Annotated in this window: 22 protein-coding genes and 1 pseudogene; 6 read left to right on the forward strand and 17 right to left on the reverse strand. The window is 66.4% G+C overall.

Annotated elements, in window-relative coordinates; genetic code table 11:
- The first annotated feature begins 61 nt into the window (after positions 1–61).
- Together AX767_RS01780 and AX767_RS01785 are read left to right on the forward strand one after the other, a co-directional pair.
- Entirely contained in the window at positions 62–1,051 is a 990-nt protein-coding gene (locus AX767_RS01780) for a Bug family tripartite tricarboxylate transporter substrate binding protein (RefSeq protein ID WP_068633242.1), read from the forward strand.
- The gene (locus AX767_RS01785) at positions 1,048–2,700 is read left to right on the forward strand and encodes an FAD-dependent monooxygenase (protein ID WP_068628102.1); all 1,653 of its coding nucleotides are present in this window, start codon (positions 1,048–1,050) and stop codon (positions 2,698–2,700) included. Before AX767_RS01780 ends, AX767_RS01785 begins: the two co-directional genes overlap by 4 nt.
- 69 nt (positions 2,701–2,769) lie before the next feature.
- Here AX767_RS01785 and cydX read toward each other — a convergent pair whose 3' ends face one another.
- From cydX to AX767_RS01840, 11 genes are all read right to left on the reverse strand, one after another.
- Positions 2,770–2,892, reverse strand: a complete 123-nt coding sequence (cydX, locus tag AX767_RS01790) for a cytochrome bd-I oxidase subunit CydX (RefSeq protein ID WP_068628104.1) — start codon at positions 2,890–2,892, stop codon at positions 2,770–2,772.
- Positions 2,893–2,908: 16 nt separating this feature from the next.
- Complete coding sequence (cydB, locus tag AX767_RS01795; protein ID WP_068628106.1) at positions 2,909–4,063, reverse strand: cytochrome d ubiquinol oxidase subunit II; 1,155 nt, start codon at positions 4,061–4,063, stop codon at positions 2,909–2,911.
- 3 nt (positions 4,064–4,066) lie between these two features.
- Positions 4,067–5,668 (reverse strand): cytochrome ubiquinol oxidase subunit I, encoded by a 1,602-nt coding sequence (locus AX767_RS01800; RefSeq protein ID WP_068628108.1) that lies wholly within the window; start codon positions 5,666–5,668, stop codon positions 4,067–4,069.
- A 27-nt stretch (positions 5,669–5,695) separates the two neighbouring features.
- Complete coding sequence (gene cydC, locus AX767_RS01805; RefSeq protein ID WP_068628110.1) at positions 5,696–7,390, reverse strand: thiol reductant ABC exporter subunit CydC; 1,695 nt, start codon at positions 7,388–7,390, stop codon at positions 5,696–5,698.
- A complete protein-coding gene (gene cydD, locus AX767_RS01810) occupies positions 7,387–9,075 on the reverse strand; it encodes a thiol reductant ABC exporter subunit CydD (RefSeq protein ID WP_068628112.1) in 1,689 nt (562 codons plus the stop codon). Before cydD ends, cydC begins: the two co-directional genes overlap by 4 nt.
- 128 nt (positions 9,076–9,203) lie before the next feature.
- Entirely contained in the window at positions 9,204–10,166 is a 963-nt protein-coding gene (locus AX767_RS01815; protein ID WP_068628114.1) for an NAD(P)H-dependent flavin oxidoreductase, read from the reverse strand.
- A gap of 36 nt (positions 10,167–10,202) precedes the next feature.
- On the reverse strand, positions 10,203–11,993 hold the full coding sequence (locus AX767_RS01820) for an acyl-CoA dehydrogenase (RefSeq protein WP_068628116.1): 1,791 nt from the start codon (positions 11,991–11,993) through the stop codon (positions 10,203–10,205).
- Between the two features lie 75 nt (positions 11,994–12,068).
- The gene (locus tag AX767_RS01825; protein WP_068628118.1) at positions 12,069–13,001 is read right to left on the reverse strand and encodes an electron transfer flavoprotein subunit alpha/FixB family protein; all 933 of its coding nucleotides are present in this window, start codon (positions 12,999–13,001) and stop codon (positions 12,069–12,071) included.
- Position 13,002: 1 nt separating this feature from the next.
- A complete protein-coding gene (locus tag AX767_RS01830; RefSeq protein ID WP_068628122.1) occupies positions 13,003–13,752 on the reverse strand; it encodes an electron transfer flavoprotein subunit beta/FixA family protein in 750 nt (249 codons plus the stop codon).
- Positions 13,753–13,891: 139 nt separating this feature from the next.
- Complete coding sequence (locus AX767_RS01835) at positions 13,892–15,169, reverse strand: mechanosensitive ion channel family protein (protein WP_068628124.1); 1,278 nt, start codon at positions 15,167–15,169, stop codon at positions 13,892–13,894.
- A gap of 5 nt (positions 15,170–15,174) precedes the next feature.
- Complete coding sequence (locus AX767_RS01840; protein WP_068628126.1) at positions 15,175–16,128, reverse strand: histone deacetylase family protein; 954 nt, start codon at positions 16,126–16,128, stop codon at positions 15,175–15,177.
- A 63-nt stretch (positions 16,129–16,191) separates the two neighbouring features.
- On the opposite strand from AX767_RS01840, the gene AX767_RS01845 reads away from it, so the two are divergent.
- The 4 genes from AX767_RS01845 to mltB are packed head-to-tail and all read left to right on the forward strand — an operon-like array spanning position 16,192 to position 21,221.
- On the forward strand, positions 16,192–17,124 hold the full coding sequence (locus AX767_RS01845; RefSeq protein ID WP_443082763.1) for an AAA family ATPase: 933 nt from the start codon (positions 16,192–16,194) through the stop codon (positions 17,122–17,124).
- Complete coding sequence (locus AX767_RS01850) at positions 17,121–18,098, forward strand: DUF58 domain-containing protein (RefSeq protein WP_068628130.1); 978 nt, start codon at positions 17,121–17,123, stop codon at positions 18,096–18,098. The genes AX767_RS01845 and AX767_RS01850 overlap by 4 nt, the downstream gene beginning before the upstream one ends.
- Positions 18,092–20,110, forward strand: coding sequence for a transglutaminase family protein (locus tag AX767_RS01855; RefSeq protein ID WP_068628132.1), 2,019 nt, complete (start codon positions 18,092–18,094; stop codon positions 20,108–20,110). Before AX767_RS01850 ends, AX767_RS01855 begins: the two co-directional genes overlap by 7 nt.
- Positions 20,111–20,141: 31 nt before the next feature.
- Complete coding sequence (mltB, locus tag AX767_RS01860; protein WP_068628138.1) at positions 20,142–21,221, forward strand: lytic murein transglycosylase B; 1,080 nt, start codon at positions 20,142–20,144, stop codon at positions 21,219–21,221.
- A 39-nt stretch (positions 21,222–21,260) separates the two neighbouring features.
- On the opposite strand, the gene AX767_RS01865 is transcribed toward mltB, so the two are convergent.
- From AX767_RS01865 to AX767_RS01890, 6 genes and pseudogenes are all read right to left on the reverse strand, one after another.
- The gene (locus tag AX767_RS01865) at positions 21,261–21,806 is read right to left on the reverse strand and encodes a histidine phosphatase family protein (RefSeq protein ID WP_082754757.1); all 546 of its coding nucleotides are present in this window, start codon (positions 21,804–21,806) and stop codon (positions 21,261–21,263) included.
- A gap of 117 nt (positions 21,807–21,923) precedes the next feature.
- Positions 21,924–23,653 (reverse strand): annotated as a pseudogene (locus AX767_RS01870) (ABC transporter substrate-binding protein).
- Between the two features lie 90 nt (positions 23,654–23,743).
- The gene (locus AX767_RS01875) at positions 23,744–24,052 is read right to left on the reverse strand and encodes a DUF2160 domain-containing protein (RefSeq protein ID WP_068628139.1); all 309 of its coding nucleotides are present in this window, start codon (positions 24,050–24,052) and stop codon (positions 23,744–23,746) included.
- Positions 24,052–24,864 (reverse strand): carbohydrate ABC transporter permease, encoded by an 813-nt coding sequence (locus tag AX767_RS01880; RefSeq protein WP_068628140.1) that lies wholly within the window; start codon positions 24,862–24,864, stop codon positions 24,052–24,054. The genes AX767_RS01875 and AX767_RS01880 overlap by 1 nt, the downstream gene beginning before the upstream one ends.
- Positions 24,861–25,751, reverse strand: a complete 891-nt coding sequence (locus AX767_RS01885; protein ID WP_068628141.1) for a carbohydrate ABC transporter permease — start codon at positions 25,749–25,751, stop codon at positions 24,861–24,863. Before AX767_RS01885 ends, AX767_RS01880 begins: the two co-directional genes overlap by 4 nt.
- The gene (locus AX767_RS01890) at positions 25,748–26,818 is read right to left on the reverse strand and encodes an ABC transporter ATP-binding protein (protein ID WP_068628143.1); all 1,071 of its coding nucleotides are present in this window, start codon (positions 26,816–26,818) and stop codon (positions 25,748–25,750) included. Before AX767_RS01890 ends, AX767_RS01885 begins: the two co-directional genes overlap by 4 nt.

The raw sequence follows: 26,818 nt of genomic DNA on the forward strand, positions 1-26,818 counted from the left end.
TCCGTTTGATTCAGGTCAAGGATTGGCGGACATTCTCATGCAAAGCACCACCGAGACAAAAATGACCATCCCTCTTCTTCCTCGTTCCCCCGCCTTGCGACGACGCCAGATCGTGCTCGGCGGCCTGGCCGCCGTGGCCGCACCGTGGGTACGCGCGCAGGGCGACGCGCCGATCAGGCTGGTCGTGCCCTTCACGCCCGGAACCGGCATCGACATGATCGCCCGCCAGATCGGACCGGGTTTGACGTCGCGCCTGAACCGCCCCGTGTTCGTCGACAACAAGCCCGGCGCCTCCGGCAACATCGGCACACAGGAAGTGGCCCGCGCCACGCCTGATGGCAGCACGCTGCTGGTCAGCGTGAACACGCTGGTGATGAACGCCGCGCTTTATCCAGGCTTGCCCTTCAATCCGATGACCGACCTGGCACCGGTGAGCTTGACCAGTTGGGGCCAGCTCATTCTGGTGGCCAGTCTCAAGTCGAAGATCGATTCGCTGCAGGGCTTGATCGCACGCGCGAAGAAAGAACCCGGGGCGCTCAACTACGGCTCCCCCGGTGCCGGCACACCGCATCACCTGGCCATGGAACTGCTGAAGAACCGCGCCCATGTTTCTCTGACGCACATCAGCTATAGAGGCACCGCACCCGCCGTCACCGACATGCTCGGCGGCCAGATCGACGTGATGTTCCTGCCGATCCATGTCGCGCTGCAGCAGGTCAAGGCCGGCAAGCTGAAGGCACTGGCGATCAGTTCGGACAAGGCGAACCCCTTGTTGCCGGATGTGCCGCCTCTGAGCACGCTGAACGTCGGCAACCTGAACGTCGACATGTGGTACGGCGTGCTGGCCCCTGCGGGGACACCGAAGCCCGTCATCGATCGGCTCAACAAGGCGCTCGATGAAATCCTCAAGGACCCCGCCATCAAGACGGCTTTCGAGGTGCAGGGCATGACGCCTGCCCACGACACACCTGACGAATTCGGACGACTCATGGCAGCCGACGCGAAGCGTTGGGCCGAGCTGATCAAGGCACAAGGAATCACAGCGCAATGAACGGTCGAACGAAGGTTGGCGACAGCGAACGCGAGGCAGATGCGCAAGTCGTCGTCGTGGGCGGTGGCCCGGTCGGCATGGGCCTGGCCATCGAGTTGGGACAGCGCGGCGTGCGCACGATCGTGGTGGAGCGCTACCGCGAACCGCAGCCCATTCCCAAGGGGCAGAACCTCACGCAACGGACGATGGAGCACTTTCATTTCTGGGGCGCGGAAAAGCAGTTGCGCGCGGCGCGGACCATTCCGCCCGAGTACGGCATCGGCGGCCTGACGGCCTACGGCACGCTGCTCGGGCCGCACACCTACGACTGGCTGCAGCGCGACCTGGTGAAGCCGTATTACTTCACCGCCAACGAACGCCTGCCGCAATACGCCACCGAGGCCGTGCTGCGCGCGCGCGTGGCAGAACTGCCTGAAGTGCAAACGCTCTACGGCTATGCCGCGCAAGCCGTGACGCAAGACGCCGATGGCGTCACGATCGAGGTCGAGGATCGTGAAAGCGGCCAGCGCCGCGTACTGCGCGCGGACTATCTCGTCGGGTGCGACGGCAGCCGCTCGGTCGTGCGCGAGCAGGTGGGCATGACCCAGACCAAAACCGATCACGACCGCATGATGGTCCTGCTGGTGTTCCGCTCGCACGAGCTTCATCGCCTGCTGGCGCGCTATCCCGGCAAGTCGTACTACAACGTGCTGCATCCCGAGCTCAAGGGCTACTGGAAGTTCTTCGGGCGCGTCGACCTGGGCAGCACCTGGTTCTTCCACGCACCGGTGCCGCCGGGGACCACGAAGGACAACTTCGACTTTCGCGCCTATCTGCAGGATGCGGTGGGCGCGCTCTTCGACATCGAGTTCGAACACATCGGCTTCTGGGACCTTCGCTTCATGATGGCGGACGCGTACCGGAAAGATCGCGTCTTCATCGCGGGCGATGCGGCGCACAGCCATCCGCCCTACGGCGGCTACGGTGTCAACTCGGGGCTGGAAGACGCGCGAAACCTGGGCTGGAAGCTGGCCGCGACGCTGCAGGGTTGGGGCGGCGATGCACTGCTCGACTCCTACGATGCCGAGCGACGACCTGTGTTCGCGTCCACGATGCGCGACTTCATCGCCCGTTCGATTGAAGTTGATCGCGCTTTTCTCGAGAGCCATGATCCGGGGCGCGATCCGGCCGGCTTCGAAAGCTCGTGGCAGGCTCGTGCGAAGGGCGCGGTGGGCGAGGTGCTCGCCTTCGAACCCCACTACGAAGGCTCGCCGCTGTCGATGCAGGGCGAGGTGCCCGAGTCGACGCCCAGTGCGGTCGGTGCGCATCGCTTCGAAGCGCGACCGGGGCACCACCTGGCGCCCGCACTGCTCGATTCGGGACGCAACGTCTTCGATGAGTTGGGCGCTGAATTCACGCTGCTGGACATGGGTGCGGCTGCGGAAGCAGTCGATGCATTCAGGCGTGCGGCCGCTGCGTTGTCAGTGCCGCTGCGCGTGGTGGCCGAGCCGGCCGCCGGCGAGGCGGCTCGCTACGATGCTGCAGTCGTGCTCGTGCGGCCCGATCACTTCGTGGCCTGGTCGGGTGACGAGATGGCGCTCAGTGAAGCCGATGCATCGGAGATATTGCAGCGTGCGACGGGGACGGTTGCCTTGGCGGGCATCCGGTAGATCGGTCTTCACCGGTGTCGACCTTTGAGTGGACAGGGCGTGGCGACGCAAACAGCAAGCACCGGAGCATCAAGGCTTTTCCAGCTTGTCTTCCCGCACGGCGTCGTCGTCCATCAGCTCGTACCACATGGCGTTGAGCACGGCGAAAGCGGCTGCCAGCGGCAGTCCAAGAATCCAGGAGAAGTACCACATAGCGTTTGTTCCTTGATCAGTAGGCGTGCGAGGTCTCGTCGCGAATCGCTTGTTCGTCGACCTTGCCCCACAGCACGTGATAGACCCACGTCGTGTACGCCAGGATGATCGGGATGAAGAAGGCCGTGACCACCAGCATGATGAACAGCGTGAGGTGGCTCGACGACGAATCCCACACGGTGAGGCTGGCGCGCGGGTCGATCGACGACGGCAGGATGAACGGGAACATCGACGCACCCACGCTCAGGATGATGCCGGCGATGCCGAGTGCCGCGGCGACCAGCGCGAGGCCACCGCGCCGCGCCGCGAGCCCGGCCAGCGCACCCAGCGCGCCGATGAATCCACACGCGGGCGCAGCCATCGTCCACGGATGCGCTGCGTAGTTGACCATCCAGGCACCGGCGTGCAGCTCTGCGGTTTTGAGCATCGGGTTCGAAGGTCCGATCGCATCGACCACGCTGCTGATGCGGTACCCGCCGATGAACGACGCCAGCAACACGCCGGCCAGCGCGTAGAGCGCGATCGTGAGCACCGCGGCCACCATGCCGAAGGTACGTGCGCGCTCCGCCACCGGCCCGGCCGTCTTGAGCACCAGCCACGCGGCGCCGTGCATCACGAGCATCGCGACCGACACCAGCCCGCACAGCAGCGCGAACGGGTTGAGCAAGCCGAAGAAGCTGCCGTCGTAGAAGATGTGCATGTCCGCATCGAAGCGAAACGGCACGCCCTGCAGCACGTTGCCGATGGCCACCCCGAAGATCAATGCCGGCACCAGTCCGCTGAAGAACAGCACCCAATCCCAGCGCGCGCGCCATGAAGGCTCTTCGCGTTTGCTGCGGAACTTGAACGCGACGGGCCGCAGGATCAGCGCGGTGAGGATCACGAACATCGCGAGATAGAAGCCAGAGAACGACACCGCGTAGAGCTGCGGCCAGGCCGCGAAGATGGCACCACCGCCGAGGATGAGCCACACCTGGTTGCCCTCCCACACCGGGCCCACGCTGTTGATGACGACGCGGCGCTCCACGTCGTTGCGGGCCGCGAACGGCAGCAGGATGCCGCTGCCGAGATCGAAGCCGTCGGTGACGGCGTAGCCCACCAGCAGCACGCCGATGAGCACCCACCAGATCAGGCGCAGGGTGTCGTAGTCGAGAAGTTGATGCAGGACCATGGGTCACTCCGTTGCGGCGAGGGGGAGATGTGCCGCGGGCACACGTCGTGGAGAGGTCGCGCCGACCTCGGGTGAATGCTCCAGTTCCGGTCCCTTCCGGATCACCTTGAGCAGCAGCTTCATCTCGATCACGAACAACACCGTGTAGATCGCGATGAAGCCGGCCAGCGTGATGAGCAGCGTCGTCACGCCGAGGTCCGACACGGCCACCGCCGTCGGCAGCACGCCTTCGATGACCCAGGGCTGCCGGCCGAACTCGGCCACCAGCCAGCCGGCCTCGATGGCAATCCACGGCAACGGGATCGCCCACACGGCGGCCTTCAGCAGCCAGCGGTGGCGGTCGAGCCGGCGCCGCGCCGACAGCACGAAGAAGATGCCGGTGAGCAGGATCAGAATCATGCCGATACCGACCATCACGCGAAACAGCCAGAAGAGTGGCGCCACCTGCGGCACCGTGTCCCACGCCGCCTTGGCAATTTGTTCATCGGTCGCCTGGCGCGGATCGTCGACGTAGCGCTTGAGCAGCAACGCATAGCCGAGGTCGGGCCCGTTGTTCTCGAAGCTGTCGCGCACGCCCTGCGTCACGGTCTGCGTGCTGCCCGCAGCGCGGATCTGCTGCAGCGCGTCATAGGCCTGGATGCCCAGGCGAATCCGCACCTCGGCGCGCTTCACGAGTTCGTCGATGCCGGGGATCACGGTGTCGAGCGAGCGCGTGCCGATGAGGCCCATGATCGCGGGGATGTGGATCGCGTAGTGCGTCTCGCGCGCGGCCTGGTCGGGAAAGCCGACCACGGTGAACGCGGCGGGCGCCGGCTTGGTCTCCCACATGCCTTCGATGGCCGCGAGCTTCATCTTCTGGTGCTCGCTCGAGAGATAACCGCTCTCGTCGCCGAGCACCGCGACCGACAGCGTCGCTGCAAGTCCGAACGAGGCCGCCACCGTCATCGAGCGCTTGGCCAGTTCGACATGGCGGCCCTTCAGCAGATACCAGGCCGACACGCCGAGCACGAACACCGCCGCGCACACATAGCCCGCCGACACGGTGTGGACGAACTTGGCCTGCGCCACCGGGTTGGTGAGCACTGCGAAGAAGTCGGTGACCTCCATGCGCATCGTCTGCGGATTGAAGGCCGAGCCCACCGGGTTCTGCATCCAGCCGTTGGCGATCAAAATCCACAGCGCCGAGAAGTTCGAGCCGATCGCCACCGCCCAGGTCGTGACGAGGTGACCGACCTTCGAGAGCTTGTCCCAGCCGAAGAAGAACAGCCCGACGAACGTGGCTTCGAGGAAGAAGGCCATGAGCCCTTCGATCGCCAGCGGCGCGCCGAAGATGTCGCCGACGTAGTGGCTGTAATAACTCCAGTTCATGCCGAACTGGAACTCCATCACCACGCCGGTCGCGACGCCCATCGCGAAGTTGATGCCGAAGAGCACGCCCCAGAACTTGGTCATGTCGCGCCAGATCACGCGGCCCGTCATCACGTAGACGGTCTCCATGATGGCGAGCAGGATCGACAGTCCGAGCGTGAGCGGCACGAACAGGAAGTGATAGAGCGCTGTGATCGCGAACTGCAATCGGGAGAGCGCGACGATGTCCAGGTCCATGGGGGTTCCTCTTTTTCTTTCTTGAAATCAGTCGGGGCGCAAGGCGCGCAGGGCCGCATCGAACGGCTCGGTGCCGCGCGCGAGCTCGGCGACGACGCGGCCGTGAGCGAGACAGACGAGCCTGTCGGCCAGCGCGGCCTCGCGCTGCAAATGGGTGGCGATCAGCACGGTGCGATCGCCGGCCTCGGCGGCGAGCCGGTGCAACACGTCGTGCGCGACCGCGGCGTCGAGCGATTCGGTGGGCTCGTCGAGCAGCCAGAGCGGGGTCGGGCGCAGCAACAAGCGCGCGAGCGCGAGTCGGCGCGACTGGCCGCCCGACAACCCGAGCCCGCCCTCGCTGAGCCGCGTGTCGAGCCCGCTTGCGAGCGCGCTGACGTCGGTGTCCAGCCCGGCTTGCTGCAACGCACGCCAGAGCGCGGCGTCGCTCGCGGTGGGATCGGCCAGCCGCAGGTTGTCGCGCAGCGTGTCCTGGAACAGCTCGGTGCGCTGGGTGAGCAGGCACGATGCCGCGGCGCGCAGCCCGCCGGACATCGGGGTGAGCTCGCCGGCTGCGAGTGCGAGCAGCGTCGACTTGCCGGCGCCGCTGGCGCCGATCACGGCGACGCGTTCGCCGCGGCGCAGCGTCAGGGAAATGCCGTGCAGCACCGCCACTGCGCCACCGTGACTGGCAACGACATCGCGCAGTTGCAATGCCAGGTCGGGATCGACGGGTGGGGCCACATTCGGCGCGACCGCTTCGTCGTCGCGCATGCGCGGTGCCAGGCGGCGAATCGCCAGCCACGTGCGACCGGCGTCGAGCGCGCCGCGGCGCAGGGCGGCGAAGGGCTCGACGGCGGTCAGCGCGATCAGCAGTCCCAGCGCGGCGGCAGGGGCACCGATCGCGCCCTCGCCTGCCAATGCGCCGACGGCGAGCAACACGCCGGCCAGGCTCAGGCTGCCGATGACACCATAGGCAGCGCCGGATGCTGTTTCGAGCCGGTTCAATGCGAGGTCGGCGCGGGCGAGTCGGCTGTCGGCTGCAGCCATTGCATCGCACTGCGCAGCGATGCGCCCGGCCATCACCAGATCGGCCTGGCCGGCGACAAGATCGATCGCGCCCGAACGCAGTGTTTCGATCGCCTGGCCGCGCTGTGCGGCCGGTCGCACCGCGCGGCGCGCGACGACCACGGCCGCGCCGAAACCGCTGAGGGCAAGCCACGACGCGAACACCAGACCGAGCCCGACATGCAGGAACCCGAGCACGACACCCGCCAGCAATGCGGCGCCCAGCGCGGCAAGCGCCGGCACGATCAACCGCAGGTAGAGCGACTCCAGTGCATCGATGTCCGAGGTGAGTCGAAACAGCAGGCGCGCGGGCCGCGCCATCAGCTCGCGCGCCGCGCCCGCCTCGGCCCAGCCGCGAAAGAGACGCACGCGCAGCGCCGCAAGCACCGCGAAGGTGGCGTCGTGCGTCACCAGCCGCTCGCCGTAGCGCGCAGCCGTGCGGCCCACGGCGAGCAGCCGGATGCCGGCGGATGGCATGAAGACGTCGAACATGAACGCGGTCGACGCGCTCAAGCCGGCCAACGCGGTCGCGGTGATGAACCAGCCCGACAGACCGAGCAGCGCCATGCCCGACAACACGGTGACGCAGGCGAGCAAAGCGCCGAGCAGCAGCGCACGCGGCTGCGTCGCTGCGAATGGGCGCAGCACCGTGCGCAGCTCGTCGACAGGCGCTCTCATGCGGCCTCCCGCTGCTGCAGCGGATCGAGCGACACCACGCGGTGCATGCGAGCGGCCAGCACCGGGTCGTGCGTCGCGACGATGAGTGTCTTGCCGCGCGCCAGCCGGAGCAATGCGTCCGTCACGCGACGCGCCGTGTCGGTGTCAAGGTGCGCGGTGGGTTCGTCGACCAGCAGCAGGTCGGCATCGCGGTGGAGCGCCAGGCGCGCGAGCGCGAGCCGCACCGCTTCCCCGCCCGACAGGCCGTTGCCGCCCTCACCCAACATGCTGCGCGGATGCGCCTGGGCAACATCCGCCAGTTCGGCAAACCGCATGGCTGCCTCGACGTGGCGCGTGTCGGCTTCGGCGCGGCCGAGCGCCACATTGGCCTCGACCGATCCTGCGAACACATGCGGTCGCTGGCCCATCCAGCCGATGCGCTGGCGCAGGACCGCGGCCGTGCGGTTGTTGAGCGTGATGCCGCCGATCACGATGTCGCCGCTGGTCGCGGTCTGCAGGCCCGCCAGCAGCGAAAGCAGCGCGGTCTTGCCGGCGCCGCTGTCGCCCATCAATGCAATGTGCTCGCCTGCGCCGACGCGCAGGTCGAAGCCCTCGAACAGGGGCGCTTCGCCCGCATGCGCGAAGTGCAGGTTTCGCACGCCGATCGACGGCGCGGTGCGCGAAGATTCATTCGCAGCCTGCGCACCCTGCGCCGCGTCCCTGCCCGGCATCGGCGGCACAGCGCGACCGAGTTGTTCGAGGGCCTGCAGTGCCGCTTGTCCCGCGGCCCGGTCGTGCCATGCAGCGGACAACTCGCGCAACGGCTCGAAGAACGCGGGCGCCAGCAGCAACACGAACATGCCCTGCCCCAGGCTGAGCCGCTGTCCCCACGCGCCGAAACCCAGCGTGCCGAGCAGATGAAAACCCACATAGGCTGCGACCATCGCGACGCCCAACGCCGAGAACAGTTCGAGCACCGCCGACGACAGGAAGGCGATGCGCAAGACGGCCATGGTGCGCTGGCGCAGCGACTGGGCCGACGCATCGAGCCGCAGGGCCGTGGCATCGACGGCGCCGAAAGCGCGCAACGTGGCGAGTCCGCGCAGGCGATCGAGCAGGAACGCGTTCATGCTGCCCATCTCGACCATCTGCGCTTCGCTCGCGGCACGTGCACGCCAGCCGATGATCGCCATGAACAGGGGAATGACCGGCGCCGAGAACAGCAGCACCAGCGCTGCCAGCCACGACTGGCTGGCCACCACGAGAAGGATCACCAACGGGACCACCATGACGCGCAGGCGGGCCGGCTGGTAGCGCACCAGGTACGGAACCAGCGCCTCCGCCTGCTCTGCGAGCACGCTGGCGACCAGCCCGGATGCGGGGCGGCGGCTGTCGAATGGCGCGCCTGCGGCCAGCACGGCAACCGCCTGCGCACGCAACATCGACAGCCGCGCCCGCGCCATGGCGAACACGCGACGCGCGCCCCATGCCTCGCACAGCACCCTTGTGAGACCAAGCACCACGATGCCGAGGGCGGGCTGCCACGCCGCATCGAAACCGCGTCCATCGGCGATGCCCTGCACCGCCAGCGCCAGCAGCGCGGCTTGCGGCAACCAGAGCAGCGGCGCGCCTGCCAGCGCTGCATTGCCTGCCGAGGGCAGTGCAATCGGTCGCGAGGACGGTCGTGGCGAGCGCATCGGGATCATTCTGTTATTTTGCGTAATTTCAGTATTTACTGAAATTTGCAGAATGATAACGCGTAGCTGGGCGCTTGAACAGCCCTGCCCACAGCCCGGCCGTCAGGCTGCGCAGCGGGCCCTCACGTCACTTCATCTCACAGGGCGAGCCGCTGCCGTGCCGCGTTGTATTCGCGCTTGAGCTTGTCGATGTAAGCAGCTGCGGTGGCGACTTCGGTGATCGCGCCGATGCCCTGCCCCGAGCCCCAGATGTCCTTCCAGGCTTTGGCCTTGGCGCCGTCGCCGGTACCGAAGTCCATGGTCTTCAAATCACCCTGAGGCAGGTTGGTCGGGTCCATGCCGGCCGCCACGATCGACGGCGCGAGGTAGTTGCCGTGCACCCCGGTGAACAGGTTGGAATAGACGATGTCGTCGGAACTGCCGTCGACGATCGCCTGCTTGTAGCCGTCGCTGGCGCGCGCTTCTTCGGTCGCGATGAAAGCGGTGCCGATGTAGGCGAAGTCGGCGCCCATGGCCTGGGCGGCGAGCACCGCGTCGCCGGTGGAGATCGAACCCGACAGCGCGATGGGGCCGTCGAACCACTGGCGGATTTCCTGAATCAGCGCGAAAGGGCTCTTCACGCCCGCGTGGCCGCCGGCACCGGCTGCCACGGCAATGATGCCGTCGGCGCCCTTCTCGATGGCCTTCTTCGCGAACTTGTTGTCGATGATGTCGTGCAGCGTGACGCCGCCGTAGCTGTGCACCGCCTCATTGACGTCGACGCGCGCGCCCAGCGAGGTGATGACGATCGGCACCTTGTACTTCACGACCATCGCCATGTCGTGCTCGAGCCGGTCGTTGCTCTTGTGCACGATCTGGTTGATCGCGAACGGTGCGGCCGGTTTGTCGGGATTGGCCTTGTTGTAGGCCGCGAGTTCTTCGGTGATCTCGATGAGCCACTCTTCGAGCTGCGCTGCCGGCCGAGCGTTGAGTGCCGGCATGGAGCCCACCACGCCGGCCTTGCACTGGGCGATCACCAGCTTGGGCGTGCTGATGATGAAGAGCGGCGAGCCGATGATCGGCAGCGGCAGGTTGGCGAGGACGGAAGGAAGTTTCGACATGGAGTCTTGTCTCTTGAAGTTGTTGGAAAACCGGAATCAGAACGCTTCGAGCGCCAGCGCGGTCACGCTTTCTGCGCCGTCGACGATGCTGTCGCGGATGCCTGGCACCTTGTTCAGGATGTGCTCGGCATAGAAGCGCGCGGTGGCAATCTTCGCCAGCATGAAGTCGGTGTCGAAGCTGCGCGATGCGAGGTCTTCGGCAATGATCAGCGAGCGCGCCAGCTGCCAGCCGGCCATGAGGTTGCCTGCCAGCATGAGGTACGGCACGCTGCCCGAGAACACCGCGTTGGGCGACGCTTTCGTCTGGCCGGCCACGAAGTCGACCACTTCGACGAAAGCCTCGCGCGCCGCGGTCAGGCGCTTCAGCACCGCGGCCGCCGCGGGCCGGTCGCTCTTCGCGAGTTCGGCTTCGGTCTTCTCGATCTGCGCGGCGATCGCCTTCGCGGTCTGCCCGCCGTCGCGCGCGGTCTTGCGACCCACCAAGTCGTTGGCCTGGATCGCGGTGGTGCCTTCGTAGATCGTGAGGATCTTCGCGTCGCGGTAGTACTGCGCCGCACCGGTCTCCTCGATGAAGCCCATGCCGCCATGCACCTGCACGCCGAGCGACGTCACTTCGAGGCTCATCTCGGTGCTGAAGCCCTTGATCAGCGGCACCATGAATTCGTAGAAGGCCGCGTTCTCTTTGCGCGTGTCGGCGTCTTCGTGGTGGTGCGCGGCGTCGTAGGCGGCTGCCGCTACCGAGGCCATCGCACGGCAGCCTTCGGTGTAGGCACGCATCGTCATGAGCATGCGCTTCACGTCGGGGTGGTGAATGATCGGCGCGCTGGTGTTCATCGAGCCGTCGACCGGGCGGCTCTGCACGCGGTCCTTCGCATAGGCCACCGCATGCTGGTACGAGCGCTCGGCGATCGCGATGCCCTGCACGCCGACCGCGTAGCGCGCCGAGTTCATCATGATGAACATGTACTCGAGACCACGGTTCTCCTGGCCCACAAGGTACCCGACGGCACCGCCGTGGTCGCCGTACTGCAACACCGCCGTCGGCGACGCCTTGATGCCGAGCTTGTGTTCGATGCTCACGCAGTGCACATCGTTGCGCTCACCCAGCGAACCGTCCTGGTCCACCATGAACTTCGGCACCACGAACAGGCTGATGCCCTTGACGCCCTCGGGCGCGCCGGAGACGCGGGCCAGCACGAGGTGGACGATGTTCTCGGCCATGTCGTGCTCACCGTAGGTGATGTAGATCTTGGTGCCGAACACCTTGTAAGTGCCGTCGGCCTGCGGCTCCGCACGGCTGCGCACCATGGCCAGGTCGCTGCCGGCCTGCGGTTCGGTCAGGTTCATCGTGCCGGTCCACTGGCCACTCACAAGCTTCTCGAGATAGATGGCCTTGAGTTCATCCGAACCGGCGGTCAACAGCGCTTCGGTGGCGCCGTCGCTCAGCAGCGGGCACAGGGCGAAGCTCATGTTGGCCGAGTTCAGCATCTCGGTGCACGCGGCGCCGATGGTCTTGGGCAAGCCCTGGCCACCGAATTCGCCGGGATGCTGCAACCCCTGCCAGCCGCCCGCGGCGTACTGCGCGAAGGCTTCCTTGAAGCCGGGCGTCGTCGTGACGACACCGTCCTTGAACGACGACGGATTGCGGTCGCCCGCCACATTCAGCGGCGCGATCACGTCCTGGTTGAAGCGCGCGCATTCTTCGAGCACGGCCTGCGCGGTTTCGAGTCCGGCTTCTTCGAGGCCCGGCATGGTCGCGACCTGCGCGATGTTCGCGAGGTGCTCGATGTCGAACAGCATGTCCTTGATCGGGGCGGTGTAGCTCATGGGGTTGTCTCCAGCGAAAGATGTGAAAAGGGCATCGCGAACGATGCCCTTCGAAGACCGGTCAGCGGTCGGGAATCAGATGGCCTTGACCAGTTCCGGCACCGCCACGAACAGGTCGGCCACCAAGCCGTAGTCGGCCACCGAGAAGATCGGTGCTTCTTCGTCCTTGTTGATCGCGACGATCACCTTGGAGTCCTTCATGCCGGCCAGATGCTGGATCGCGCCCGAGATGCCGGCAGCGATGTAGAGCTGCGGCGCGACGATCTTGCCGGTCTGGCCCACTTGCCAGTCGTTCGGCGCGTAGCCTGCGTCGACAGCGGCACGCGAAGCGCCGAGGCCTGCATTGAGCTTGTCGGCCAGCGGGGCCATGACTTCCTGGAACTTCTCGGCGCTGCCCAGCGCACGGCCGCCCGACACGATGATCTTGGCGGCGGTGAGTTCGGGGCGTTCGCTCTTGGTGACTTCGCGTCCGACGAAGCTCGACTTGCCGCTGTCGGCCACGCCTTCGGCGGTTTCCACGGTGGCACTGCCGCCGGTCGCAGCCGCGGCATCAAAGCCGGTCGTGCGCACGGTGATCACCTTGGTCGCGTCGGTGCTCTGCACGGTGGCGATCGCGTTGCCGGCGTAGATCGGGCGCTCGAAAGTGTCGGGGCTCTCGACCTTGGTGATGTCGGAGATCTGCGCAACGTCGAGCTTGGCGGCCACACGGGGTGCAACGTTCTTGCCGTTGGCAGTCGAGGGGAACAGGATGTGGCTGTAGTTCGAGGCGATGGCCAGCACCTGCGCAGCCACGTTCTCGGCGAGGTTCTCGGCCAGGCTCGGGCTGTCGGCCACGATGACCTTGGCGACGCCGGCGATCTGCGCGGCGATCTTGCCGGCTTCGGCGGCGTTGGCGCCGGCCACCAGCACATGCACGTCGCCACCGCAGGCGATCGCCGCGGTCACGGTGTTGAGGGTCGCGGGCTTGATGGTCGCGTGGTCGTGTTCGGCAATAACAAGTGCAGTCATGTCAGATCACCTTCGCTTCGTTCTTGAGCTTGTCGACCAGGGCGGCCACGTCGGCCACCTTGATGCCGGCACCGCGCTTGGGCGGCTCGCTCACTTTGAGGGTCTTCAGGCGCGGCGTAACGTCGACACCGAGGTCTTCGGGCTTGAAGACGTCGAGCGTCTTCTTCTTGGCCTTCATGATGTTCGGCAGCGTGACGTAGCGCGGCTCGTTCAGGCGCAGGTCGGTCGTGATGACGGCCGGCAGCGTGAGCGTCAGGGTTTCCATGCCGCCGTCGACTTCTCGCGCCACGGTGACCTTGCCGTCCGCCAGGTCGACCTTGGAAGCGAAGGTGGCTTGCGGCAGGTCGGCCAGCGCGGCCAGCATCTGGCCGGTCTGGTTGGCGTCGTCGTCGATCGCCTGCTTGCCGAGGATGATGAGTTGCGGCTGCTCCTTGTCGACCAGCGCCTTCAGCAGCTTGGCGACGGCCAGCGGCTGCAGCTCTTCGGTGGTTTCGACGAGGATGCCGCGATCGGCACCGATGGCCATCGCGGTACGCAGGGTTTCCTGGCATTTCGTGTCGCCGCACGAGACGGCGATCACTTCGGTGACCAGGCCCTTCTCTTTCAGTCGGACCGCTTCTTCGACGGCGATCTCGTCGAAGGGATTCATGCTCATCTTGACGTTGGCGATGTCGACGCCGGTGCCGTCACTCTTGACGCGAACCTTGACGTTGTAGTCGACGACCCGTTTGACAGGTACCAGAACCTTCATTGGTATGACTCCATTGGATTGCAAAACCGGGGTGGCAGGGCAGCCGAACATTCTAGGCGGCGACCCCTCACGGTACTGTCCATTTCAATCAGCCCCGCCTGCGGCAAGGGAAAAAACGAACGACCGTGCTTTTCCGTGATTATAGGCGAGTGTCTTGCGCAGAAGACCCGTTCGTCGGCAAGGACTCCACGCGCACCACGCGCTGCGGATACGGAATGTCGATCTGCGCCGCACGCAGGCCTTCGAGGATCGCGACGTTGATGTCGGAGCGCACATTGTCCTTGCCCTTGTCGGGGTCGGCGATCCAGAAGTGCAGATTGAACTCGATGCCGTCCGGCGCGAAGTTCACGAGATACGCCACCGGCGCAGGATCGGTCATCACGCGCGCCTGCGCCGCGGCCGCGCCGGTGAGGATGCCCTGCACCTCGGACATGTTGCTTTCGTACCCAACCACGATGTGGGTCTGGATGTTGAACTTGCGATCGGCCAGCGAGAGGTTTTCCACCCGGCTGGTGATGAGCGATTCGTTCGGCACGATCGACTCGCGCCCGTTGCCAGCGCGCACGAGCGTGTAGCGCGTCTTGATGTCGGTGATGCGGCCTTCGAAGCCGTCGACCTTCACGTTGTCGCCGATGCGGATCGAGCGCTCCAGCAGGATCACGAAACCGCTCACGTAGTTCGCCGCGAGCTTCTGCAACCCGAGGCCGAGACCGACGCCGAGCGCGCCCCCGAGCACCGACAACGCGGTGAGATCCACACCCACTGCCGACAGCGCGAACAGGAGGCCGATGAGCAGCAGGACCGCGCGGATCGCGTTCGATGCAACCTTGCGCATCGAGAGGTCGGTGACCGCTTCGCGCAGGATGCGCTTCTCGATGGTGGCGGCAATCCAGAGCGCGATCATGAGCACCACGCCGGCCGACAGGATGCCCTCGAACACCGTGCGCACGCTGACGCGCGTCTTGCCGAAGGCCAGCGTGATCTGGTCGAGTTCGGCAAGCACCGGCGGCAGCAACCCGACGATCCAGAGGATCGCCGCGATCCACGCAACCCACGAAATGGTCCGCTCGACCAGTCGCACCAGCGACGACGCGGGATACACCGCGCGCAGCACTCGAGCAAAGAGGCGGATGGCAGCCAGCGACAGAAACACCGACACCGCGATGCGCAGTACCAGCACCGGCTGGAACGTGATCACGCCGCGGCGAGCGAGGTCGGTCAGCAACAGCGCGAGCAAGGGAAACAGCAGTCCGTCGTAGGTGCGCTCGCCGAACCAGATCGAGTCTTTCGCCTGGTCGCGCCCGAACCAGCGGCAGAGGCCCCAGGCCAACGCCACACAGAGGGCCAGCACCAGCAACTCGACCGTGACGGTCCGGAAATCGATCAGCGCAAGACGCCGCTGGAAGTCGCTGAGCATCGAGGCTACAGGTCGGCCAGCACGCGGATGTGCGCCTCGACGCTGCGCGCGAGCGCGTCGAGGTGGTAGCCGCCTTCCAGCATCGAGACGATGCGGCCCTTCGAATAGCGGCGCGCGATGTCGTGGATGCGGCTGGTGATCCAGGTGAAGTCGTTCTCGTTGAGCCCCATCTGGGCCAGGTCGTCGTCGCGGTGCGCGTCGAAACCGGCGCTCACGAAGATCATCTCGGGCTGGAACGCTTCGAGGCGCGGAATCCACATCATCTCGATGAGTTCGCGCACGTCCATGCCCTTGGTGTAGGCCGGCACAGGCAGGTTCAGCATGTTCTCGGCCGGATGGTCGGCACCGCTGTACGGATAGAACGGATGCTGGAAGAAGCCGACCATCAGCACATGCGGGTCGTTCGACAGGATGTTCTCGGTGCCGTTGCCGTGGTGCACATCGAAGTCGACCACCGCGACGCGCTTGAGCCCGTGCACTTCGACGGCATGCCGTGCCGCGATGGCGATGTTGTTCAGGAAGCAAAAGCCCATCGCCTGGTCGCGACACGCGTGATGCCCTGGTGGACGCACGGCGCAAAAGGCGTTTTCGAGCTGGCCCGAAATGACCGCGTCGGTCGCGGCGATGGCAGCGCCGGCGGCACGGCGCGCCGCCAGCACGGTGAACCGGTTGAGCGATGTGTCGGGGTCGACCTGCGCATAGGCCGGACCGCCGACCGACACATCAGCGATCAGGCGCTGACTGAGTTCTTCGAGGTGTTCGACATGCGCCGCAGTGTGGGCGCGCGTGATTTGCGGCAGCGTGGCGAGCGGGACATCGCAACGCTCGAGGGCGTCGCCGACGCCGGTCGCCAACAGTCGATCTTCAATGGCATCGAGGCGTTCGGGGCACTCGGGATGGCCGCGGCCCATCTCGTGCTTCCAGAAATCGCGGTGCGTGAAATAACCGGTTTTTCCCATGTCTCGATGGCAGCCGAGGCCTCATGCAGCGTGGGGCTGCGAGGCTTGCGGTATGGTTTGCATATGGATACAAAATTGGACGTCGCAACGAAGCTCGCCAGCCTGTTGAGTCAGCTTAACACGGTGATTGTGGGCAAAGAGGCGCAGGTCCGCGACTGCGTGGCCTGCCTTTTGGCCGGTGGTCATCTGCTGATCGAAGATGTGCCCGGCGTGGGCAAAACCACCCTTGCCCACGCCCTTTCGCACACCTTCGGCCTGCAGTTCTCGCGCGTGCAGTTCACCGCGGACCTGATGCCGGGCGACCTGTCGGGCGTCGCGATCTACGATCGCGGGCAACAGGCCTTCGTGTTCCATCCCGGGCCGATCTTTGCCCAGGTGCTGCTGGCCGACGAGATCAACCGCGCGAGCCCCAAGACGCAAAGCGCACTGCTCGAAGCGATGGAAGAGAAGCAGGTCACCGTCGAGGGCGAAACCCGGCCGTTGCCGACGCCCTTCTTCGTGATCGCCACGCAGAACCCGCACGACCAGCTTGGCACGTTCGCGTTGCCCGAGTCGCAGCTCGACCGGTTCCTCATGCGCATCTCGCTCGGCTACCCCGACCGCGCCGCCGAGCGCCTGTTGCTGGCCGGTGCCGACCGGCGCGAAATGCTGGCCAGCCTGCCCGCCCTGCTGACGGCCGGCGAGCTCACGGCGTTGCAGCAGGAGGTGCAGCAGGTGCATGCGGCCGAACCTTTGCTCAACTATGTGCAGGACCTGATCGCCGCGACGCGCAGCGGGCGCTGGTTCCTGCAGGGCCTGTCGCCACGCGCGGGCATCGCGGTGCTGCGCGCCGCCAAGGCGCAGGCGCTGCTCGCCAACCGCGACTATGTCGCGCCCGACGACGTGCAGGCGGTGCTGCCGCAGACCATCGCCCACCGGCTCACCCCGGTCGGCGACGCGGGTCGCGGTGCGGTCGAGCAGGTGCGTGCCATGGTCGCGGCGACGCCCTTGCCGTGAATCCGCTGGCGTTCGCGCGTCGACGCCTCGACGGCTGGTTCCTGTCGCGCCGGCCGCCGAGCGACACGCTCGAACTCACGCAGCGCAACGTCTACATCGTGCCGACGCGCGCCGGCTGGATGCTGGCCGGCACGCTGCTGGTGCTGCTGATCGCATCGATCAACTACCAGCTCAACCTCGGCTACCTGCTCACCTTCCTGCTCGCGGGGAGCGTGGCGGTCGGCATGCACGTGTGCCACGGCACCCTGCGCGGCCTGGCGCTGCACCTGATCGCGCCCGAGGCGCAGTACGCAGGCGCCGCAGCGGTCTTCCGGGTCGTGCTTCACAACGCGCGGCGCTCGGTTCGCTACGGCATCGGCATGGCGGTGCGCGGCAGCGGCCAGTGGGCCTGGAGCGACGTGCCGGCGGGCGGCAGCGAGACGGTGGAGATCGCGTTCCAGCCGCCGCGCCGCGGTGTCTATCCGGTGCCGCCGCTCACTGCCGAGACGCGGTTTCCGCTCGGCACCTTTCGCGTGTGGTGCGTCTGGAGGCCGGCGGCGCAGATGCTGGTCTACCCGGCGCCCGAGCTGCATCCACCGGCCCTGCCGCCCGGCGAACCGCTGTCGGGCCAGTCCGCCGCGGCTGCGCTGATGCGCACCCAGGCCGCGGGCGAATACGACGGCGTGCGGCCCTACCGCCGCGGCGATCCGCTCAAGCTGGTGGTCTGGAAGAAAGCGGCGCGCGCGCAAGCCGCCGGCTCCGACGACCTGGCGAGCCGCGACACCCAGCAGACGCAACACGAACAACTCTGGCTCGATGCGCAAGCCGCCGCCCTGCCCGACCTGGAGGCGCGCCTGTCCCGCCTGTGCGCCTGGGTGTTGATGGCGGACCGCCTCGGCGTCGACTACGGGCTGCGCGTCCCCGGCCGCACGCTGAAACCCTCGCAAGGCGAAGCGCACAAGCGCGCGTGTCTCGAGGTGCTGGCGACATGCTGAACCCTGCCAACCGACCGCTCGGCCGCCTGGCCAGCCTGCCGCGCGACGCGCGCGACACGCTGTTTCTGCTCGGCGTGATCGCGCTCATCGTGCTGCCCCAAGTCGGCAACCTGCCCTGGTGGTGCACGGCGCTGACCGCTGCGGTGTTGGGGTGGCGCGGCGCGCTCGCGGTCCGGGCCCGCCCGCTGCCGGGCCGCTGGTGGCGCGCCGCGTTGTTGATCGTCACCGTGGCGGCCACTTTCGCCACGCACCGCACGCTGCTCGGCCGCGATGCCGGCGTCACGCTCGTCGTCGTGCTGCTCGCGCTCAAGACGCTGGAGCTGCGCGCCCGGCGCGATGCGTTCGTGATCTTCTTTCTGGGCTTCTTCGCGATGCTCACGAACTTCTTCTATTCGCAGTCGCTCACGACGGCGTTCATCATGCTGCTCGCGCTGCTCGGCCTGCTGACGGCGCTGGTCAACGCGCACATGCCGGTCGGCCGGCCGCCGCTCGCGCAGGCGGCGCGCACAGCCTGCGGCATGGCGCTGCTCGGCGCGCCGATCATGCTGGTGCTGTTCCTGTTGTTTCCGCGGCTCGCGCCGTTGTGGGGCACGCCCGGCGACGCCATGACCGGACGCAGCGGCCTGTCGAACACCATGCGCGTCGGCACCATCGCGCGGCTCGCGCTGGACGACACCATCGCCGCACGCGTCAAGTTCGAAGGCACACCGCCAGCCCAGCGCGACATGTACTTTCGGGGTCCGGTGCTCGCGCAATTCGACGGCCGCGAATGGACGGCCCTGCCGTCGTGGTCGCGCGGCACCCGCACATCGAACCTGCGCGTGCAGGGCGAGCCGGTGCGCTACGAGGTGACGCTCGAGCCGAGCAATCGGCCCTGGCTTCTCGCACTCGACGCGGCGAAGGAACGTCCGGCCGGACCCGGCCTCGAAGTGAGCGGCACGCCGGACCTGCAATGGTTTTCGACCCGCATCCTCAACGATTTGACGCGCTACCGTGCCGAGAGCTACACGCGGTTCCTGAGCGGCCCGGTGCGGCGTGACGCGACGCTGGACGCCAACCTCGCGCTGCCGCGCAACTCGAACCCGCGAACGGTCGCGCTGGCGGCCGAAATGCGCGCCGACCCGGCGCTCGCCGGCGCCACCACGCAAGGCTTTGTGCGCGCCGTGCAGGAGCGCCTGCGCACCGGCGGCTACACCTACACACTCGACCCCGGCGTGTACGGCGAGCAGACCGCCGACGAGTTCTGGTTCGATCGCAAGGAAGGCTTTTGCGAACACATCGCATCGTCTTTCGTGGTCCTCATGCGCGCGCTCGACATCCCGGCCCGCATCGTCACCGGTTACCAGGGCGGCGAGCTCAATGGCGTCGACAACTACTGGGTGTTGCGCCAGAGCGATGCGCACGCGTGGGCCGAGGTCTGGCAGGAAGGCAGCGGCTGGGTGCGCGTCGACCCGACGGCGTCGGTCTCGCCGAACCGCATCGGCCTCTTCAATCGCCTCGCGCCGCAGCCGGGGCTGTTCGCCGGCGCCATCGGCACCTTCAGCCCGACGCTCTTGCAGGACGTGCGCGCGGCCTGGGAAGCCGTCAACAACGGCTGGAACCAGTGGGTGCTGAGCTACACGCAGAGTCGCCAGCTCGACCTGCTGAAGAGCCTCGGCTTCGATGCGCCCAGCCTGCAAGACCTGATCACGGTGCTGGCCTGGCTCATCGTCGTCGTGAGCGTCGCTGGCGGCGGCTGGACCTTGTGGGAACGCAGCCAGCACGACCCGTGGTTGCGGCTGCTGCGCCAGGCGCGCAGCCGCTTGCAGAAGGCCGGCCTCGAGGTGCCCGAAGCGGCGCCACCGCGTCAGATGGCGCAACAGGCCCGCGCGCGTTTCGGTGCCGCCGCGCGACCCGCCGCCGAGTGGCTGATCCAGCTCGAGGCGCAGCGCTACGCCAAGACCAGCGCCGACGCGACACGCGACTTGCGCACATTGCGCGCGGCGTTCCGCCGGATCGTCTGGCCACGCTGAGGCGCTGCAGCGCGCGCGGCACAATCTGCGCATGCGACGTTTTTCCACGAAGTTCTTCTCCGGCGCCCTCGTTGCGCTGGTCGCCTGCGCAGTTTCCACCGGTGCGGTTGCCCAAAAACCGGCAACCAAGCGGGTCACGGCCGTGCAGGGCGGCGCGCCTTACGCCACGCGTGCCGATGCGATGCAGTTCGCCGACGATGTGGCGGCACGCAACCAGCTCGATCGCGAATGGGTGCGCACCACGATCGGCAGTGCGCGTTACCTCTCAAACGTGCCCCGCCTCATGCTGCCGGCGCCCGCGGGAACGCCGAAGAACTGGCGCGTGTATCGCAGCCGCTTCATCGACCCGGTGCGCATCGCCGCCGGCGTGCGCTTCTGGCGCGCGAACCGCGCCACGCTGGCGCGCGCCGAGGCGACCTACGGCGTGCCGCCGGAAATCATCGTCGGCATCATCGGCGTCGAGACGATCTACGGCCAGAACATGGGCAACTTCCGGGTGATCGACGCCCTCGCGACGCTGGCCTTCGATTTTCCGCAAGGCCATCCGCGCGCTGCCGAACGCCAGGCGTTTTTCCGAGGCGAGCTCGAAAGCTTCCTGAGCACCGAAAGCCGCACCTCGGCCGATCCGATGGTGCCGCTCGGCAGCTACGCCGGCGCGATGGGCATGCCGCAGTTCATGCCGAGCAGCATCGCCAAGTACGCGGTCGATTTCGACGGCGACGGCCGCATCGACCTGATCCACAGCGTGGACGACGTGATCGGCTCGGTGGGCAGCTACTTCAAGGCCTTCGGCTGGCAGCCTGGCCGGCCCGCCATCCTGCCGGTGCGCTTCGACGAGGCCCGGCTGAAAAAGGCGGTGCTGCTGGCGCCCGACATCCTGCCGACCTTCAGCGCCGACAGCTTCACCGCCGCCGGCGGCGTGCTGGACGGCGATGCCCAGAACTACAAGGGACTGATCGCACTGATCGAGCTGCAGAACGGCGGCGAGGCACCGACCTATGTCGCCGGTACGCAGAACTTCTACGCGATCACGCGCTACAACTGGTCGAGCTACTACGCGATGTCGGTGCTCGAACTCGGCCGCGAAGTGCGCGCTGCGATGACGCGCTGAGCCCGTGGATCCAGACCCGGACTTGCCGCCGGTCTGCGTTCAAAGCCGTGCCTGCGCCCGCACCGTCCCGGCGGCGTCGAGCACGAACGCCTCGCCCGACGCCGCATAGCGACCCGTCAGCGCGGTGATGTTCACCTGGTGCGTGACCCATACCTCGAAGCCGTTGGGCGGCAGCGCACGCAATGCTTCGCGCAGCCGCGCCGTCGCTGCGGGCGACAGCGCGGCGTCGTCGAACGTGGAATTGAGCGGTGGCCACGGCTGGACGGTGCCGAACGCGAGCCGCGCGGTTTCGCTGCAGCGGCACCATGCGCTCGACCGCACGGCCAGCGGCCGCAGCTGGCGAGCCGCGAACCATTCGCCGATGCGACGCGCCTGAACCCGGCCTTCCTCATTCAGGTTGCGCTGCGTGCTGCAGGTGTCCAGGCGAAAGCCCGCAGGGTCGCCGATGCCAGATACCGTCTGGCCATGGCGAAACACCACGGCGCAGCCGCCTGCGCGCAGTGCGCGGGCCAGGACATCGTCGTCGGCGGCCCGAGCGCCTGCCCAGGGCAGCAGCGCCAGGGCGCCCAGTTCACGTCGTCGCATCTGAATCACCGTAGGCCGAAAGAGAAACCGCAGGCTAGCAAAACGACGCTGCCCCTGAAAGAAAAAGGGCTGCTGCACCTTGCGGCACAGCAGCCCCACGTCGCGCGGTTGCGTGACTCAGCGCACCTTGCCGTCCTTCCAGGCGCTCAGCAACTTGTTGTAGTCGATGGTCTCGCCCTTCGGCTTTTCATTGGCCAGCTTTTTCCAAGGCGCGTGGTCGTCGCTCAGGTATTTCGCAGGATCGCCCTTGGGATTCAGCTTGGGGCGCACTTGGCCATGCCGGCGCGCTCGAGGCGGGCCATCACGTTGTCCATCTCGTCGGCCAGGTTGTCCATCGCCTTCTGCGGCGTCTTCTCACCCGTGACCGCCTCGGCCACGTTCTTCCACCACAGCTGCGCGAGCTTCGGGTAGTCGGGCACGTTGGTGCCGGTCGGCGTCCAGGCCACGCGCGCCGGGCTCCGGTAGAACTCGATCAGGCCACCATACTTGCCCGCGTTCTGGGTGAAATAGTCGGAGCGAATGTCGCTGTCGCGAATGAACGTCAGGCCAGTGATGGACTTCTTGAGCGACGTGGTCTTGGCCGTCACGAACTGCGCGTACAGCCAGGCCGCTGCCGTCTTGTTGGCGTCGTGGCCCTTGAAGAAGGTCCACGAACCGACGTCCTGATAGCCGTTCTGCATGCCCTGCTTCCAGTACGGGCCGTTCGGGCCAGGCGCCATGCGCCACTTCGGTGAGCCGTCTTCATTGACGACCGGCAGGCCCTTCTTGGTCATGTCGGCGGTAAAGGCGGTGTACCAGAAGATCTGTTGTGCGATCTGGCCCTGCGCCGGCACCGGCCCGGACTCGCCGAAGGTCATGCCCATGGCTTCCTTGGGCGCGTACTTCTTCATCCAGTCGATGTACTTGGTGAGCGCGTAGACCGCAGCCGGTGAATTGGTGGCGCCGCCACGCGACACCGACGCGCCGGTCGGCGTGCACTTGTCAGCCGCCACGCGAATGCCCCATTCGTCGATCGGCATGCCGTTCGGAATGCCCTTGTCGGCCGCACCGGCCATCGACAGCCACGCATCGGTGAAGCGCCAGCCGAGCGACGGGTCCTTCTTGCCGTAGTCCATGTGACCGTAGATCGGCTTGCCGTCGATGGTCTTCACGTCGACGCTGAAGAAATCGGCGATGTCCTCGTAGGCGCTCCAGTTCAGCGGCACGCCCAGGTCGTAGCCGTACTTGGCCTTGAACTTGTCCTGCAGGTCCTTGCGCGCGAACAGGTCGGCGCGGAACCAGTACAGGTTGGCGAACTGCTGGTCGGGCAGCTGGTACATCTGGCCGTCGGGCGCCGTCGTGAAGCTGGTGCCGATGTAGTCCTTCAGGTCGATGCCCGGGTTCGTGAATTCCTTGCCGGCGCCCCCCATGTACTCGGTGAGCGACATGATCTTGCCGTACCGGTAGTGGGTGCCGATCAGGTCGGAATCGTTGACCCAGCCGTCGTAGATCGACTTGCCCGACTGCATCGAGGTCTGCAACTTCTCGACCACGTCGCCTTCCTGGATCAGGTCGTGCTTGACCTTGATGCCGGTGATTTCCTCGAAGGCCTTGGCCAGCGTTTTGGATTCGTACTCGTGCGTCGTGAGCGTTTCGGACACGACCGAGATTTCCTTGACGCCCTTGGCCTGCAGCTTCTTGGCCGCGTCGATGAACCACTTCATCTCCTCCATCTGCTTGTCCTTGGACAAGGTCGATGGCTGGAATTCGCTGTCGATCCATTTCTTGGCTTCGGCCTCTCCTGCCGACGCACCGTGCGCAGCGAACATCGCCGCTGCCAGTGCCAGTGCCGTGTAGCGCATCTTCATGAGTTTGTCTCCTCGGTTGTGCTTCCCCGGTGTTGTCTGATCACGGCTCCGGGGAAGCGGAGAGCCGGATTCCTTGGATTCAACGGGCCGTCAGCCCTTGCGCATCACCAAAGCGAGCACGCCCATCGACAGCACGAAGCTGATCCAGATCGACGGCTCGGCCTCGAGGCTCAGCCACTCCTGGAACTTCCCCGCCAGACCGATGAACACGAGGTTGACGTAGGCCGCCGCGAGCAGGCCGATGAAGAGCCGATCGCCGCGCGTCGTCTCGATCGGCAGCCAGCCCTTGCGCAGTACCGTGGGCGACTTGAACTCCCACACGGTCATGCCGGCGAGCATCAGCGCGATGCAGGTAAAGAACACGGCCACCGGGGTGGTCCAGACCATCCAGTCGAACATCAAACTCTCCCCATGGCAAAGCCTTTGGCAATGTAATGGCGCACGAACCAGATGACGATCGCGCCGGGCACGATGGTCAGCACACCCGCCGCGGCGAGCGTGGCCCAGTCCATGCCCGAGGCGCTGACCGTGCGCGTCATGGTCGCGACGATCGGCTTGGCATTCACGCTGGTCAACGTGCGGGCCAGCAGCAACTCGACCCAGCTGAACATGAAGCAGAAGAAGGCCGCCACGCCGACGCCCGCCTTGATCAGCGGCAGGAAGATCCGCACGAAAAACTTCGGGAAGCTGTAGCCGTCGATGTAGGCCGTCTCGTCGATCTCGCGCGGAATGCCGCTCATGAAGCCCTCCAGAATCCACACCGCCAGCGGCACGTTGAACAGCAGGTGGGCCAGCGCCACGCCCAGGTGCGTGTCCATGAGGCCGACGGTGCTGTAGAGCTGGAAGAACGGCAGCAGGAACACCGCGGGCGGCGTCATGCGGTTGGTCAGCAGCCAGAAGAAGACGTGCTTGTCGCCCAGGAACGAATAGCGCGAGAAGGCATAGGCCGCGGGCAGCGCCACCGCGAGCGAGATCACGGTGTTGATGCCCACGTAGATCAGGCTGTTGATGTAGCCCGAGTACCAGCTCTCGTCGGTGAAGATGCGGACGTAGTTGGCCCAGGTGAAGTGCTGCGGAAAGAACGAGAAGCTCGAGAGAATTTCCTCGTTCGTCTTGAAGCTCATGTTGATCATCCAGTAGATGGGCAACAGGGCGAACACGATGTACAGCAGCAGGAAGATGCTGCGCTTGTGGAAGCGTTTTTCGTTCATTGCTCCACCTCCACCTTCTGGGTTCCGACGCGCTGCATCCAGTTGTAGAGGATGAAGCACAGCAGCAGGATGATCAGGAAATAGATCAGCGAGAAGGCCGCGGCCGGGCCGAGGTCGAATTGGCCGACCGCCTTCTGCGTGAGGTACTGCGACAGGAAGGTGGTCGCGTTGCCCGGACCGCCACCTGTCAGAACGAAGGGCTCGGTGTAGATCATGAAGCTGTCCATGAAGCGCAGCAACACTGCGATCATTAGCACGCCGCGCATCTTGGGCAGCTGGATGTAGCGGAACACGGCGAACTTGCTGGCGCCGTCAATGCGTGCGGCCTGGTAGTAGGCGTCGGGAATGGAGCGCAGCCCGGCGAAGCCGAGCAAGGCGACCAGCGGCGTCCAGTGCCACACGTCCATCACCAACACCGTGAGCCAGGCATCGGTCGCGTTGCCGGTGTAGCTGTAGTCGATGCCGATCTTCTGCAGCGTGTAGCCCAAGAGGCCGATGTCGGCGCGGCCGTAGATCTGCCAGATGGTGCCGACCACGTTCCACGGGATCAGCAGCGACAGCGCGATCACCACCAGAACGGCCGACGACTTCCAGCCCTTGGCCGGCATCGACAGCGCGAGCGCGACGCCCAGTGGAATCTCGACCAGCAGCACGGAAAACGAGAAGCCGAGCTGACGGAACAGCGCCTCATGCAGTTCGCTGTCGCGCATCATCGCGGCGAACCACTCGGTGCCGACGAACACGCGCCGTTCGGGCGAGATGATGTCCTGCACCGAGTAGTTGACCACCGTCATCAGCGGCACGATGGCCGAGAAGGCGACGCAGATCAGCACCGGCAGGATCAAAAACCAGGCTCTCTGATTCACGGGTTTGGTCGTCGTGCTCATGCCACCAGCTCCTCGTCACGGTAGTAGCAGGTGTGGGCGTCCAGCACCTTGAGCCAGACGGTGTCGCCCACCGCAGGTGGCAACAGGTCGGAATGCAGCCGCGCCTTGAGTGGCGTGTCGTTTGCGATGGCACTCAACATCGTATGGGTGCCGACGTCCTGCACCTGCGTCACGGTGGCGGGCACCGCGCCGACGGCATGAGCGTCGGCCAGGCGCAGGTATTCGGGGCGGATGCCGAGCTTGAGCGCGCCGTCGGGCAAAGCGCGCAGCCCGGTGAGCTGCGTGCCCGCTATATCGAGCATGCCGCCAGTGCTGTGCGCCGGAAGGAAGTTCATGCCCGGCGAACCGATGAAATGGCCGACGAAGGTGTGGGCCGGCCGCTCGAACAACGCCTCGGCGCTGCCGACCTGCACCGCCTTGCCGCGCGTCATCACCACCACTTCCTCGGCGAAGGTCAGCGCCTCCACCTGGTCGTGCGTGACGTAGATCAGCGTGAGCTTGAGCTCGCGGTGGATCTGCTTGAGCTTGCGGCGCAGCTGCCACTTGAGGTGCGGGTCGATCACGGTCAGCGGCTCGTCGAAGAGCACGGCCGACACGTCGCTGCGCACTAGGCCGCGGCCCAGCGAGATCTTCTGCTTCGCGTCGGCGGCCAGGCCGGCTGCGCGCTGGTCGAGCTGCGCACTCATGTCGAGCATCTCGGCGATTTCGCCGACGCGCTTCTTGATCTGGTCGGCCGGCACCTTGCGGTTGCGCAGCGGGAAGGCCAGGTTCTCGGCCACCGTCATGGTGTCGTAGATCACGGGGAACTGAAACACCTGCGCGATGTTGCGTTCCTGCGGGCTGGCCTTCGTGACATCGCGCCCGTCGAAGGTGACGCTGCCGTGCGATGGCACGAGCAGGCCCGAGATGATGTTGAGCATGGTCGTCTTGCCGCAGCCCGAGGGACCGAGCAGGGCATAGGCTCCGCCGTCACGGAAGCTCATCTTGAGGGGCAGCAGCGCATAGTCGCTGTCCTGCTGCGGGTTGACACGGTAGGCGTGCGCGAGGTCGAGGTCGATGCGTGCCAT

Source organism: Variovorax sp. PAMC 28711, assembly GCF_001577265.1.
GTDB lineage: Bacteria > Pseudomonadota > Gammaproteobacteria > Burkholderiales > Burkholderiaceae_C > Variovorax.

Excerpts from the sequence above, each read along its gene's own strand:
- AX767_RS01820 (WP_068628116.1), bottom strand. The coding sequence starts at position 11,993 with ATGAGCTACACCGCCCCGATCAAGGACATGCTGTTCGACATCGAGCAC.
- AX767_RS01840 (WP_068628126.1), bottom strand. The coding sequence starts at position 16,128 with ATGGGAAAAACCGGTTATTTCACGCACCGCGATTTCTGGAAGCACGAG.
- AX767_RS01855 (WP_068628132.1), top strand. The coding sequence starts at position 18,092 with ATGCTGAACCCTGCCAACCGACCGCTCGGCCGCCTGGCCAGCCTGCCG.
- cydB (WP_068628106.1), bottom strand. The coding sequence starts at position 4,063 with ATGGTCCTGCATCAACTTCTCGACTACGACACCCTGCGCCTGATCTGG.
- AX767_RS01785 (WP_068628102.1), top strand. The coding sequence starts at position 1,048 with ATGAACGGTCGAACGAAGGTTGGCGACAGCGAACGCGAGGCAGATGCG.
- cydC (WP_068628110.1), bottom strand. The coding sequence starts at position 7,390 with ATGAGAGCGCCTGTCGACGAGCTGCGCACGGTGCTGCGCCCATTCGCA.
- AX767_RS01865 (WP_082754757.1), bottom strand. The coding sequence starts at position 21,806 with ATGCGACGACGTGAACTGGGCGCCCTGGCGCTGCTGCCCTGGGCAGGC.
- AX767_RS01780 (WP_068633242.1), top strand. The coding sequence starts at position 62 with ATGACCATCCCTCTTCTTCCTCGTTCCCCCGCCTTGCGACGACGCCAG.
- AX767_RS01835 (WP_068628124.1), bottom strand. The coding sequence starts at position 15,169 with ATGCTCAGCGACTTCCAGCGGCGTCTTGCGCTGATCGATTTCCGGACC.
- AX767_RS01825 (WP_068628118.1), bottom strand. The coding sequence starts at position 13,001 with ATGACTGCACTTGTTATTGCCGAACACGACCACGCGACCATCAAGCCC.
- AX767_RS01890 (WP_068628143.1), bottom strand. The coding sequence starts at position 26,818 with ATGGCACGCATCGACCTCGACCTCGCGCACGCCTACCGTGTCAACCCG.
- AX767_RS01880 (WP_068628140.1), bottom strand. The coding sequence starts at position 24,864 with ATGAACGAAAAACGCTTCCACAAGCGCAGCATCTTCCTGCTGCTGTAC.
- cydX (WP_068628104.1), bottom strand. The coding sequence starts at position 2,892 with ATGTGGTACTTCTCCTGGATTCTTGGACTGCCGCTGGCAGCCGCTTTC.
- AX767_RS01830 (WP_068628122.1), bottom strand. The coding sequence starts at position 13,752 with ATGAAGGTTCTGGTACCTGTCAAACGGGTCGTCGACTACAACGTCAAG.
- AX767_RS01800 (WP_068628108.1), bottom strand. The coding sequence starts at position 5,668 with ATGGACCTGGACATCGTCGCGCTCTCCCGATTGCAGTTCGCGATCACA.
- AX767_RS01815 (WP_068628114.1), bottom strand. The coding sequence starts at position 10,166 with ATGTCGAAACTTCCTTCCGTCCTCGCCAACCTGCCGCTGCCGATCATC.
- AX767_RS01875 (WP_068628139.1), bottom strand. The coding sequence starts at position 24,052 with ATGTTCGACTGGATGGTCTGGACCACCCCGGTGGCCGTGTTCTTTACC.
- AX767_RS01845 (WP_443082763.1), top strand. The coding sequence starts at position 16,192 with ATGGATACAAAATTGGACGTCGCAACGAAGCTCGCCAGCCTGTTGAGT.
- mltB (WP_068628138.1), top strand. The coding sequence starts at position 20,142 with ATGCGACGTTTTTCCACGAAGTTCTTCTCCGGCGCCCTCGTTGCGCTG.
- AX767_RS01885 (WP_068628141.1), bottom strand. The coding sequence starts at position 25,751 with ATGAGCACGACGACCAAACCCGTGAATCAGAGAGCCTGGTTTTTGATC.
- cydD (WP_068628112.1), bottom strand. The coding sequence starts at position 9,075 with ATGATCCCGATGCGCTCGCCACGACCGTCCTCGCGACCGATTGCACTG.